At 43.9% G+C, this 12684-nt stretch carries 12 protein-coding genes and 1 riboswitch; of the genes, 6 read left to right on the top strand and 6 right to left on the bottom strand.

Annotated features, from left to right (window positions below; genetic code table 11):
* Window positions 1-8 precede the first annotated feature (8 nt).
* Window positions 9-235, top strand: a riboswitch (cobalamin riboswitch).
* Between the two features lie 82 nt (window positions 236-317).
* Genes ICE88_RS02310 through ICE88_RS02300 form a run of 3 tightly spaced genes read left to right on the top strand, consistent with a single transcriptional unit; the run spans window position 318 to window position 4071 of the window.
* Window positions 318-2324 (top strand): TonB-dependent receptor, encoded by a 2007-nt coding sequence (locus ICE88_RS02310; RefSeq protein ID WP_216248974.1) that lies wholly within the window; start codon window positions 318-320, stop codon window positions 2322-2324.
* Window positions 2324-3283: an iron ABC transporter permease gene (locus ICE88_RS02305; protein ID WP_216248972.1), complete on the top strand. Its 960-nt coding sequence runs from the start codon at window positions 2324-2326 to the stop codon at window positions 3281-3283. The genes ICE88_RS02310 and ICE88_RS02305 overlap by 1 nt, the downstream gene beginning before the upstream one ends.
* On the top strand, window positions 3283-4071 hold the full coding sequence (locus ICE88_RS02300; RefSeq protein ID WP_216248970.1) for an ABC transporter ATP-binding protein: 789 nt from the start codon (window positions 3283-3285) through the stop codon (window positions 4069-4071). Before ICE88_RS02305 ends, ICE88_RS02300 begins: the two co-directional genes overlap by 1 nt.
* Window positions 4072-4087: 16 nt before the next feature.
* Here ICE88_RS02300 and ICE88_RS02295 read toward each other — a convergent pair whose 3' ends face one another.
* The 6 genes from ICE88_RS02295 to metG are packed head-to-tail and all read right to left on the bottom strand — an operon-like array spanning window position 4088 to window position 10312.
* Window positions 4088-4996: a cobalamin-binding protein gene (locus ICE88_RS02295; protein ID WP_216248968.1), complete on the bottom strand. Its 909-nt coding sequence runs from the start codon at window positions 4994-4996 to the stop codon at window positions 4088-4090.
* Window positions 4997-5001: 5 nt separating this feature from the next.
* Window positions 5002-5850, bottom strand: a complete 849-nt coding sequence (panC, locus tag ICE88_RS02290) for a pantoate--beta-alanine ligase (RefSeq protein ID WP_216248967.1) — start codon at window positions 5848-5850, stop codon at window positions 5002-5004.
* Between the two features lie 25 nt (window positions 5851-5875).
* Window positions 5876-6712 carry a ScpA family protein gene (locus ICE88_RS02285; RefSeq protein ID WP_216248965.1) on the bottom strand — a complete coding sequence of 279 codons (837 nt, stop codon included), beginning with the start codon at window positions 6710-6712 and terminating at the stop codon, window positions 5876-5878.
* The gene (locus tag ICE88_RS02280; RefSeq protein WP_215291091.1) at window positions 6709-6891 is read right to left on the bottom strand and encodes a DUF3460 family protein; all 183 of its coding nucleotides are present in this window, start codon (window positions 6889-6891) and stop codon (window positions 6709-6711) included. The genes ICE88_RS02285 and ICE88_RS02280 overlap by 4 nt, the downstream gene beginning before the upstream one ends.
* 29 nt (window positions 6892-6920) lie before the next feature.
* Window positions 6921-8648: a SulP family inorganic anion transporter gene (locus ICE88_RS02275; protein WP_216248963.1), complete on the bottom strand. Its 1728-nt coding sequence runs from the start codon at window positions 8646-8648 to the stop codon at window positions 6921-6923.
* Window positions 8645-10312, bottom strand: coding sequence for a methionine--tRNA ligase (metG, locus tag ICE88_RS02270; RefSeq protein WP_216248960.1), 1668 nt, complete (start codon window positions 10310-10312; stop codon window positions 8645-8647). The genes ICE88_RS02275 and metG overlap by 4 nt, the downstream gene beginning before the upstream one ends.
* A gap of 62 nt (window positions 10313-10374) precedes the next feature.
* Between metG and apbC the strand changes: the two genes are divergently transcribed.
* From apbC to ICE88_RS02255, 3 genes are read left to right on the top strand one after another with little or no spacing between them, the layout of a single operon-like run.
* Window positions 10375-11463, top strand: a complete 1089-nt coding sequence (apbC, locus tag ICE88_RS02265; protein ID WP_216248958.1) for an iron-sulfur cluster carrier protein ApbC — start codon at window positions 10375-10377, stop codon at window positions 11461-11463.
* Window positions 11464-11466: 3 nt separating this feature from the next.
* Window positions 11467-11988: a DUF3305 domain-containing protein gene (locus ICE88_RS02260; RefSeq protein ID WP_216248956.1), complete on the top strand. Its 522-nt coding sequence runs from the start codon at window positions 11467-11469 to the stop codon at window positions 11986-11988.
* Window positions 11988-12668, top strand: coding sequence for a DUF3306 domain-containing protein (locus tag ICE88_RS02255; protein ID WP_216248954.1), 681 nt, complete (start codon window positions 11988-11990; stop codon window positions 12666-12668). The genes ICE88_RS02260 and ICE88_RS02255 overlap by 1 nt, the downstream gene beginning before the upstream one ends.
* Window positions 12669-12684: the final 16 nt, after the last annotated feature.

The following is a 12684-nucleotide window of genomic DNA, read 5'->3' as shown; positions in this document are numbered from 1 at the left end:
TATTGTATATACTACTCTCGTTCTTAGGTGCTCTTGGAAGATAACAATCTACCAAAGTTAAACGGGAAACAGGGGTCTTATTAGTCTAAGGCTAAAGGATAACCTGTGCTGCCCCCGCAACGGTAAGTGAACGCACGCAAGTGCCGGCTCAATCGATATACCACTGGCTTAGGCTGGGAAGGTCATTGAGTTAGTTTCATGAGCCCGGATACCGGCCTGGAATGGTTAATTGAGTTACGGGGACGTTACTCGGTTATGAAGGTTCCGTGCTTGCGGGGGAACAAGCCAGCGACCATTGTTTTTTGAAAGTTCATCCTATGTTTACAAAACCAAGCAAGGTTGCGCTCGCCTGCGCAGGTATTTTTGCAGCCATCACAGTCGTACATGCGCAAACTAACTCAGAATTTAATCCGGTGGTGGTATCGGCAAGTCGATTTGAGCAATCAACAATTGATGTGCCAGCCCTCGTTGAAGTTATTACAAAAGAGCAAATAAAAGAAAGTGGCGTAATTAGCATTCCAGAAGCCTTGTCTCAAATTGGAAATTTAAATGTTAGAAATTTAAATGGCGGGCAGCTAGGCGTTGGCGCCACTGTCGATATGCGCGGATTTGGTGCAAGCGCTCAAGACAATACTTTGATCTTGGTCGATGGTCAAAGAATGAACCCAATTGATAGCGGCTCAGTTCGTTGGGAATCAATCCCCATGAATTCAATCGAAAGAATTGAAATTCTAAATGGCAGTGGTAGCGTTCAGTATGGCGACAAAGCGGTAGGTGGGGTTATAAATATCATTACTCGATCTGATCGAGTTTCTGCCCCTTCAATTTCAGTGACTGCAGGAAGCTTTGGAACAGCAATCGCATCTGGTAACTATGGCAAAAAATTTAACGATACAAAATTTGATGTTAATTTTTCTGCGTCAAATAGTGAGGGATGGAGAGATAACGGTCAGGCCAGTCAAGGCGTAGCAAATGTTGGTTTAACTCATTACCTGAATAAGATTGATAAGGTATTTTTGAATAGCTCATTCAATTCTCAGTCTTATGGCACACCTGGGGGTGTTCTGGGTGAAGTTGGGCAAGGTAATCCACGTGCAACAAAATGGAACAATGTGGGTGATAAAACTGTCACCAACGGAAGTAATCATTTGATTGGGATTGTTAAATCAATTGATAGTCAAAGTTTGTTTGAGGTTGATTTCAATTACAGAGATTCTGGCGCTACCCAGTACACGCCAAACCTATCAGCTAAAACAACAAACTATGACAAATGGAGCTACAACTTAAACCCAAGGCTTAAAAAATCCTGGCAGGATCTTGGTGAATCAGTTTTTGGTTTTGATTACTCTCAAGCCATGGGTTCATTTGTAACAAATACAGGCAATATTCAAAAAGCAAATTTAATAAATCAATCATATTATTTGACACATAGAGTGCCATTATCAAGACAGCTAGATTTGTTGGGTGGATTTAGAAGGCAAACTCAAGATGCGGCTGCATATGATTTAGTAAGTGGTGCTTCAAGAAATGCTAATAAAGAGCAATCAGCTAATGCAAGTGATATAGCTCTTAACTACAAATATGGTCCTTCAGACATGAACAAAGTATTTGTAAGAACTAATAACTCATATAGATTTGCGAATATTGATGAGTATTGGGGTTGGGATCCTGTGACTTATGATCGGGTGTTCTCAGGCATTCTTTCCCCTCAAAAAAATACCACTCTAGAGCTAGGCGGTGATTGGCTTTTGACGGGTAATCAAAAGTTTGGAGCATCCGTCTATCAAATGAATAGTTCAAATGAAATTAGATATGACCATGCTACTGGGATAAATATCAATTCTGCTGATATTAGAAGGTATGGGGTAACTGCAAATGCTGATCTTCTCCTTGCAAAAAATTGGACAATGTCCCCCAAAATTAATTTGCAATCAGCAAAATATACAGCTGGATCATTTGATGGTAAGAGTGTTGCATTAGTGCCAAAAGTTACGTCTTCAATTGGGTTAGCGTATAAGCCTAAATCTCATACAACCTATACAACTTATCTAAATTATGTTGGATCTCAATACTATGAGGGTGATGAGAGTAATACGAAAAATAAAGTACCATCATTTGCTACGGTTGATCTCTCTGCAACGTATAAATATGGTTCTTGGGAATCTGCACTGCGGCTAAAAAATATTTTTGATAAGAGATATGCCAATTATGGCGGGTATGGATTTGTTCATTTGGCGCCTGGAAATAATTATGGAAATAGCTATTACTATTACCCAGCAGACCCTAGGGCTATTTTTATAACGACAAGGTACACCTTTAAATAATGACCTCATCCAAAACCACTCTTTTTGTTTTGCTGGTGATTGCATCACTGGCAGCGGTGGCTTTGGCGCTATCCATTGGCAGTGTCTCTAATGCAGACGCTGCCATCATTTACCAATTGCGCTTACCCAGAGTGTTGGCAGCATTTGCTGTGGGCGGTTTATTGGCAATGTCTGGCAGTCTTTTGCAGGTCTTGACTCGCAATCCTTTGGCTGAACCATCTGTCCTGGGTGTGTCAGGTGGAGCATCTGTGGGTGCTTTGGCTGTCTTGATGATGGGTGGTGCCGGAACTATTTGGGTTGCTGGCAGTGCTTGGATGGGGGCGATCGTTGTGATGCTCCTGTTGTGGTTACTGGTTGGTGGTTACTCTGCTCATCCATCACGGATGTTGTTGGCGGGCGTCATGATTGCCACTGCTTGCGGTGCAATCAGTACTCTCATGATCACCTTCGCTTCAAATGTGGCGATGCCTGGGATGATTCATTGGCTGATGGGTGATTTGGACTCGGTCATCAGCCTTGAAGCTGTGGGCGCCATATTGGGTGTTTGGATATCTGTGTTGATTTTGGTTTGGAAGCTTTCTCCAAAAATCCATTTGCTTCAATTGGGCAGTGATAAGGCTTTGACCTTGGGTGTTGATGTCTCTTACGTCCAATGGATGATGGTGTTGCTGTCTGCTTTATCTGCAGCCGCAGCTGTGTCAATCGCAGGATCGATTGGATTCGTTGGATTATTGGTCCCTCATCTTCTGCGAGCGTGCATCATTAAAAAACACGGCCCTGATCAAAGGTTCTTATTGCCTGCCTCTGCTTTATTGGGCGGTACTTTTTTAGTTTTGGCTGATATGTTTGCTAGAACCATCATTGCTCCGTCTCAGTTACCAGTAGGCATCATTACCGCATTGATCGGAGTGCCGAGTTTCTTATGGATCTTGTCTCGTTTTAGGCATTGGAATACATGATGACTACTCATTCTGTAGAAGATGCAAATATCGTTCTAGAAGCAAAACATTTGGATGTTGATGTTCCAGGGCGAAGCTTGATCAAAGATTTAAATTGGCAAGTGAAAAAAGGTGAGCGCTGGTGTTTGATCGGTCGCAATGGCGCGGGTAAATCAACATTACTAAGAATCATTGCAGGCGTTCAAGCCAATACTTCTGCTGGTGAAATCAATTGGTTGGGTCAAGCACTACTCAGTTATAAGCCAGAAGAACTTGCAAGGATTCGGGCTTATGCGGAACAGTTCCCTTTAGGTGGTGTGGGCTTAAGAGCCATTGATATGGTCTTGGCAGCCCAATGGCCATGGCATCTTGATTTTGCCGATGAGATGCACCAAGCCCAAGCGGCTTTGCGTGCGTGTGATGTTGCTCACTTAGAAAACGCCCAGTGGCAAACCCTATCAGGGGGTGAGCGTCAAAGAGTATCTTTAGCAGCGTGTTTTGCGCAAAATACCCAAGCCATTCTTTTGGATGAACCTACATCTCATTTAGATATTGGTCATCAAGTGAGCCTATTAAAAACACTGACTGAAAGAAGTCAGTCATGTCATCAAACCATCATCGCAAGCTTGCATGAGATTGGTTTGATTCATCGAGGCTTCACACACGCACTCTTGCTCATGAATGATGGCTCTTATTTGGCTGGGTCTTTATCAGAAGTGATCAATCCGATTAATTTGGAAAAATCATTGGATCACCCAATTGCAACTGCTCAAACAGTTGAGGGTCAAGTCGTTTACATCCCAGCTTAATTACTTGGTTAATGGCTTAGCGAAGTCGATTGATTTCAGCGCAAATCTTTTGGGCGCCTTGCATGATTCGAGGTGATGGTCTGCTGATGATGTCGCCATCAAGATCAATAAATGCTTTGTTTTTGGTCGCAGCAAGCTGTGGGAAGGAAGTCCACATCGACCAATCACTGCTCATTTTTTGATTGTCTACTGCGGTAAAAATAATTTCTGGGTTGGCTTTGATGACAGCTTCTCTGCTGACTGTTGGGACCAGAACTTTTTCATTGGCAAATAATTGCTCGCCACCACATAGTTGAATGATGTCACTGATGATGTGATCTTGATTGAGTGTCATCAGGGGTTGTGCCCAGACTTGATAAAACACCCTGACTTTTCTTTGACTGATATTTTTTTTCTTGGTTTGATTATTTTCCTGATTTCTTAGCTCTGTTATTTTGAGTCTAAGACCATCAGCATTCTTTTTGGCAATTAGGTCAGTGCCTAAGGCTTTGCCAATGGATTCAATATCAGTGGCAATGTCCGATAGCTTTTTTGGCTCCACAGCAATGAATTGCACATCCTTATTGAATGTCTTTTTGATTGATTGAATCTGAGATTCAGAGGTGCCACCTCGCCAGTAAATAATCAAATCTGGGCGAAGTGATTTCATTTTTTCAAGATCAATTGATCTTGCATCGCTGGTAATAGGTAATTGTTTGACAGATGCCGGGTGGTTGCTAAAAGCACTAACGCCCACGAGCCGATCAGAGCTTCCGGCTGAATCCACAAGCTCACTCAAGTGTGGTGCCAGTGTGATGATGCGCTGGGGGTAAGGTTGGGTGTAGCGATCTTGTTTGGCAAAGCTGTCATGACTGCTAAAACTTAATGAGATGCCAAGCAGTATTTGAGAGGCAATCAATGCAATTGAAAAGCCTTTTGAGCGCATCTTGATCAGATTTCTAGGTTATCGATGAGGCGAGTTTTACCTAGTTTGGCAGCAGCCAAAACAACCAATGGTTGATTGCTAGAAAGGTCGGCATCGCTGGCGCTTAACAAGTCATTTCGTTTGCGCACAGAGATGTAATCAGGAACCCATCCTCTTGTGCTTAACTTAGCGCAAGCGTCTTGTTCTATCTTCAAGATGTCTGCAGAGCTCAATTTGCCTTGCAATACTTTTTCTTGGATTTCTTTCAAGGTTTGAATCAACTGCACAGCCTCTTGGCGTTCTTCTGTTGATAAGTAACCGTTTCTTGATGAAAGAGCCAAGCCATCTTCTGCGCGAACTGTTTCTGCTGGAACAATGTCTACTGGTAGAGCTAGTTGGCGACACATTTGACGAATCACCATCAACTGCTGATAGTCTTTCTTACCAAACACTGCAACCTTCGGTTGAACGCAAGAGAATAGTTTTAAAACAACCGTACACACGCCTTGGAAAAAGCCCGGACGGAATTCTCCTTCAAGGATCTTGCCTAGATTCTGGGGAGGTTCAACGCGATACTCTTGAGGCTCTGGGTACAAGTCTTTTTCGGTGGGCGCAAATAGCACGTACACACCTTCTTTTTCTAGCTTCTCAACGTCTGCTTCAAAAGTGCGTGGATATTTATCAAAATCTTCATTTGGCCCAAATTGCAAGCGATTCACAAAAATACTGGCAATCACCGGGTCGCCATGCTGCCTGGCTAAGCGCATCAAAGAAAGATGACCTTCATGAAGATTACCCATGGTTGGAACAAACACTGCTCTGTTTTGTCCGCGCAATTGATCACGCAAATCTTGAATGTCGCTGATGATCTTCATGAAAAAATTTCTTTAGAGGACGGTGTTAGTTAGGCGAATATGCCAAACGCACATAAATAGGGGCGTAGGGTTCTGCTTGAGTGATTTCAATCAAAGACTCTCTGGAGAGCTCTAGCATCGCAATGAAGTTAACAACCACCATTGGTGCACCTTGACCGGTGGCAATCGCATCTTCAAATAAATCAGTAAATTCAATGAAGCGCTCACCTTGCAAGCGTCGCAAAATACGCGTCATGAAGTCACGCACAGATAATTGCTCGCGCGTGATGGTGTGATGTTGATTGAGTTTGGCGCGATAAAGAACATCTCTCCAAGCCGCTTGGATGTCGTTTGGATTGATGTCAGGCCAAGTAACCGCCACAGTGGTGTCAACGTGACCGCTGGCTTTATAAAAGTCACGACCCAGTACTGGCATCTTATCGAGCTCTTGAGCTGCTAATTTCATGCGCTCATATTCGAGCAAGCGTCTCACCAATTCTGCGCGAGGATCTTCAACCTCTTCATCACTGTCCGCTTTTTTCATTGGCAAGAGCATGCGTGATTTGATTTCAATCAGCATGGCAGCCATCAATAAATACTCTGCGGCAAGTTCTAGGTTGGTGTGACGAATTTGTTCAATGTAGCCAAGGTACTGCTTGGTAACCTCGGCCATTGGAATATCTAAAACGTTGAAATTCTGTTTACGGATCAAATAAAGCAAAAGATCCAGAGGACCTTCAAAGGCCTCTAAGAAAACTTCTAGAGCATCCGGTGGAATATATAGATCAGAGGGAAGCTGAAATAAAGGCTCCCCATAGAGTCTCGCAAAAGACTCTGACATGCCATCAGTGACATCAGGAATGGCAGTAATTAAATCGCTCATTGATAAACGTACGCTTTTTGCTTCACACGAGCTGCTTTTTGACGCTCTTGCTCTTCTGGGCTGATTGGGGCTTTATCCCATAAAAGGGCACGCCCCTCTTGCTGAGCCTGCTCTAGCTGAGGGTTTTGAGCTTTTAGCTCTTCCAAAAAATGGGTGATATTTGATTTGTATTGGGCCATAGTTTGTCAATTGTAGCGATTTAGCTGAATCAACTACCTACATTTACCTTACAGGCCTCAGCACTCAGCTTTTTAGCTCGTTCAAAGGCCGTCTCCAGGGTTTCTAGACTATTCTCCGGACCAATTTCATCAATGAAGCCACTGCGCACCATCAATGATGATGGTTGGCTATTAGCACAGCAAACCAAGAGTTGGCCGCCATGCTTGTTGAGGGATTTACTCAAGGCTTTTAATGCATCAATGCCGCTGGTATCGATATTGATCAATTGATGCATTTCTAAAATAATTACTTTGGGTTTTAAGCGATTTGGATCTTGAGGATTAAATAAGTCTTCAACTTTATCAACCGCTCCAAAAAATAAAGAACCATAAATGCCATAAGCTTCAACACTGTTTTTTAAATCAAATGAATCATTCAGTGGCAAATCATCTTCATGGGTAAAAGATTCTGGAAGCTCAAGTTTTTCAATGCGAGTCAATGATGAAATTCTGTAGATAAAGAAAATGCACGCTAACACTAGGCCAACTTGCACTGCCACAGTCAGATCAAAAATAATCGTTAAGAAAAATGTACCTAACAAAATCAATTGGTAGGTGATGTGGAATTGTTTTAAGCGTTTGAACTCAGTGCGATCAAACATATTCCAAGCAATGTAGATCAAGATGCCTGCTAAGCATGGCATAGGAATATGGCTGGCAAAAGGTGCAGCAATGATCATGATCAATAAAATCACCACAGCATGAATCACCCCTGACACGGGTGTTTTTGCTCCAGCTTTGGCATTGGTCGCAGTTCTGGCAATGGTTCCTGTCACAGGAAGTCCACCAAAAAATGGCACCACCATGTTCGCAATGCCTTGTCCCATCAACTCTTGATTAGGATCATGTTTGTCGTCACTCAAGTTATCTGCAACGCGAGCACAAAGCAAAGATTCAATTGCTCCAAGAATGGCAATCGTAAGTGTTGGTGCAAACAGTTGTTTGGCTGTTTCCCAGTTCAAGGCTGGCATCTTGGGGCTTGGTATTTGATTGGGAAGTTCGCCAAAGCGACTGCCAATGGTCTCTACAGGTATGTCCAGTATGTAAACCAAGATAGTGATCGACAGAAGGGCGACGATGATGCCAGGAACAAAGCTGATCGGATGCCAAGCACGGGCGATTAAGCTGCTGACTTTGGGCCACACAATGATCAATACCAACGTACTCAAAGCAATCATCAAGGCATATAAATTGGCGGTGTTGGCGTATTGATAAAACGCATGAATTTGAGAAAAGAAATCAGCCGGCAATTTCTCAATTTGTAAACCAAAGGCATCTTTGATTTGAGACAGGCCAATCAATACTGCGATGCCACTGGTGAAACCAATGATGATGGCCACAGGAATGAAGCGAATCAAATTGCCCACGCGAAACAAACCCATGGTGAACAATAAGACTCCGGCAAAGAATGTTGAGAGTATTAAGTTGGGAACGCCATAGCGTTCAACAATCGCGTAAACAATCACGACAAAGGCGCCTGCAGGACCACCAATTTGAACTTTGCTGCCGCCAAAGACTGAAATTAAAAAACCACCAATCACTGCAGAAATTAGGCCCGCTTCAGGTTTAAGTCCGGAGGCAATCGCAAATGCAATCGCTAATGGGAGGGCAATGACACCAACGGTGATGCCGCTGCTTAAATCTCTGACAAATGTTTGGCTGTTATAGCCTTTAGCGGCATTGACGATTTTGGGTCGAAAATGCGCTAAGTTCATCATTGCTGATTGGCCTCAATGAGTTTTTCTATCATCACAGGATCAATGCGAGTCATCAAGTGCTGATAAGGATTGATCGCTTGCTTGGAGGATAGAGATTTGTTCACATCATCCCAAGACATCGCTGGGATGTTGAAGAATTTTTCAACGCCTGCAGCCACATTAGGAACCACGGGCTTGAGGTACAAGGTCAAACGTCTGAACGCTTCTAAAGTGATGCTGCAAATAGTTTGTAGTTCTTGTTCTTTGCTAGGGTCCTTAGCGATTTCCCATGGCTTGTTGCTATCAACAAATCCGTTGACCAAGTCTGCCAATTCCATCACGCGACGCAAAGCTTTGGCGTATTCACGGGTTTCGTATAAATCTGCGATTTCATCTTTGGCATCTGCCAACTGACCGAGCAGTGGATGATTCATTGCTGCATCATCAACGATGCCGCCAAAGCGCTTCACTAAGAATCCAGCACTGCGACTCGCGATGTTGATGTATTTGCCTAATAAATCACTGTTCACGCGAGCAGTGAAGTCTTGTAAGTTCAAATCCAAATCTTCCATGCTGGCATTCAGCTTGGCTGCAAAGTAATAGCGCAACCACTCTGGGTTCAAGCCACATTCAATCACGCTGTGCGCGGTGATGAATGTACCGCGTGACTTACTCATTTTTTCGCCATCAACCGTCAAGAAGCCATGAGCAAAAACATTGGTCGGTGTGCGGTAGCCAGAGAAATGCAAAGTCGCTGGCCAGAACAAAGTATGGAAATACAAAATATCTTTACCAATGAAGTGGTATTGCTCAGTGGTCGTGTCTGGTTTGGTCCATTCGTTAAAGTCCAAACCTTTTTGTTGACATAAATTTAAGAAGCTGGCGTAGTAGCCAATCGGTGCATCTAGCCACACATAGAAATACTTGCCTGGCGCATCTGGAATCTCAAAGCCAAAGTAAGGGGCATCTCTGGAGATATCCCAATCACCTAGTTGGCTCTCACCTGGCTCGCCGACCCATTCTTTCATTTTGTTGCGAGCTTCAGCTTGCAGCGGAGTTTTAACTTGAGTCCACTCTCTGAGGAAGCTTTCGCAACGTGGATCAGATAGCTTGAAGAAGTAGTGATCGGATACTTTGCGAATCGGTGTTGCGCCACTGACCACAGAGAATGGGTTCTTTAGATCTGTGGGGGCGTAAGTCGCGCCACACTTTTCGCAAGAATCGCCATATTGATCTTTGGCGCCACACTTCGGGCACTCGCCTTTGATGAAGCGATCCGGCAAGAACATTTCTTTGACGGGGTCATAGGCTTGTTCAATGGCACGCTTCTCAATCAAGCCAGCTTCACGCAGCTTGATATAAATTTCTTCAGAAAGTGTTTTGTTCTCAGCGCTGTCTGTTGAGTAGTAGTTATCAAAAGAGACCAAGAAATCATCAAAATCTCTTTTATGCTCTTTCCAAACATTGGCAATCAGCTCTTTGGGCGTGATGCCTTCTTTCTCAGCGCGTAGCATGATGGGAGTACCATGCGTATCATCAGCGCCTACGTAGTGAACTTCGTGCCCGCGCATTCTCTGGAATCGCACCCAAATGTCGGTTTGAATGTATTCCACCAAGTGACCAATATGGATTTGACCATTGGCATAAGGGAGGGCTGAAGTGACTAAAATTTGGCGCATAGGCATAGATTTTAGTCTGCGGATATAGTTGAGAGCTGAAAAAACAAAAAAAGCACTAGGAGATAAGAGTGACGGTTACGGTAGAAAACATACAAAATGCGCTTAAAAGCGTTATAGATCCTAATACTGGCAAAGATTTAATTTCTTCTAAATCTGCTAAAAATATCAAGGTTGATGGCTCTGATGTGAGTTTGGACGTGGTTTTGGCCTATCCAGCCAAGAGTCAGATTGACCTTATACGAAAGTTGGTTATTACTGCCTTGCGTGAAGTGCCTGGGGTTAAAAACGTCAGCACCAATGTGACCATGAACATCGTGGCCCACACGGTGCAACGTGGCGTGAAATTATTGCCAAATGTGAAAAATATCATCGCAGTATCCAGTGGTAAAGGTGGTGTGGGTAAATCCACCACGGCTGTTAATTTGGCTTTAGCTTTGGCTGCAGAGGGCGCCACGGTTGGCATTTTGGATGCTGATATCTATGGCCCAAGTCAGCCAATGATGTTGGGTATCACTGGTCGCCCTGAATCAATTGCTGAGAACACTATTGAGCCTATGGAAGGCCATGGCTTACAAGCAAGCTCCATTGGCTTTTTGATTGATCCAGACAGTCCAATGGTTTGGCGTGGTCCGATGGTCACATCTGCGCTTGAGCAGTTACTTCGTCAAACCAATTGGCGTGATGTGGATTATTTGATTGTTGATATGCCACCAGGCACTGGTGACATTCAATTGACCTTATCTCAAAAAGTGCCTGTCACGGGTGCTGTGATTGTGACAACCCCACAAGACATCGCTCTATTGGATGCTCGCAAGGGTCTCAAGATGTTTGAGAAGGTGGGTATTCCAATCATTGGCGTTGTTGAAAACATGAGCATTTATGTCTGCCCTAACTGTGATCATCAAGAACATATCTTTGGTCAAGGCGGTGGTCAAAAAATGTGTACTGACTACGGCATTGATTTCTTAGGCAGTTTGCCTTTGAACTTATCGATCCGTGAACAAGCTGACTCTGGTCGCCCAACTGTGGTGGCTGATCCTGATGGCGCCATCAGTGCTATCTACAAAGGAATTGCTCGCAAAATCGCGATTCAAGTAGCAGAGATGTCCAAGGATATGAGCAGTAAGTTCCCAAGCATTGTTGTGCAGAACACCTAAATCATGAAGTTGAAACTTGCCGTTGTCATGCGCAAAGATTTCATGGATAACCCATGGCAGTCTTACCGCTGGGTTTTGGATGAAGTTGTGTATGACGTCGGCCAGTTCGCACACAAAACCCCTGATCATGTTCTTTCTGATCGCCCTGCAATTTGTATGCGAAGCGATGAGAAAACTGAGCGATGGTTGTACACCGGCTTTGAAATCCAGTTGTACAAGGATGAAGCAGAGGGCTATTACTTAAACTCAACATCAACAAATCCAGCATGGTTTGTGATGTGGCGTCTTGAAGACCATCCAGAGGGTGGTGATCCAATCGCGGTTCCTCACTTCTTGAGCATCAGTTACTACGAAGCAGGTCGTTTGCTCGATGGTGGCGAGACGGTTGAGAATGTTCCTTTAGATCCTGATACTGCAGGATGGTTGGCTAATTTTGTTGCAGAAAACTACAAGCCTGAGCCTAAAAAACGCGCTCGCCCAGTTTCATTCAAGGGTGCGCATAGACCAAAAGATGAGGCGAGTTAATGGCTGGTTTTTTAAATCGTTGGTCGAAAAAGAAATTGGGTGTAGAGCCTGAGTTGTCGACTTCAGAATTGGCTGAGAAACAATCGCCTGCGCAAGATTCAAAAGGTTCAAAAGATCCTGTATTGGGTGAGCAATCATCCGAGAAAAATTTAGAGCCAGTGGCTGGCGCTGCTCAAGCGCAGGAAGTTGCGCCAACGCTTGAAGATGTTCTCAAGCTCACCAAAGATTCTGATTTCTCCGCATACGTCAAGCCAGGCATTGATCCTGAAGTGCAAAAAGCGGCAATGCAAAAGCTATTTTCCGATCCTCGCTACAACATCATGGATGGCTTGGATATTTACATTGATGATTATTCAAAGCCCGATCCAATTCCTTTGGAGATGCTCAAGAGAATGAATCAATCGCAAATGCTTGGTTTATTTAAAACGCCTGAAGAAAAGCTGGCGGATGATGAAGCTGAGCGCATTGAAAGAGCTGAATATCACGAGCGTTTGAAGGTTTTGGAAGACAAAGAAGCTGCAGATCTAAAAGCCCTGTCAGACGAAAATTCACGGACTGATGTAAGCCCTAGTGCTATAAATGACGAAAATTCGGCAAAATCACCAGAATTGACTGATTCTCAAGAGTCAACAGAAGTTCCAGTGGTGAAAGCAGAAGTAAAGACTCAAACAAAAACATAATTAGTTAATCGAACCA

It is taken from the genome of Polynucleobacter sp. AM-26B4 (assembly GCF_018882285.1).
Taxonomy (GTDB): domain Bacteria; phylum Pseudomonadota; class Gammaproteobacteria; order Burkholderiales; family Burkholderiaceae; genus Polynucleobacter.
The sequence above is the reverse complement of the archived record's forward strand: the minus strand, read 5'-3'. Positions and strand labels throughout refer to the sequence as shown.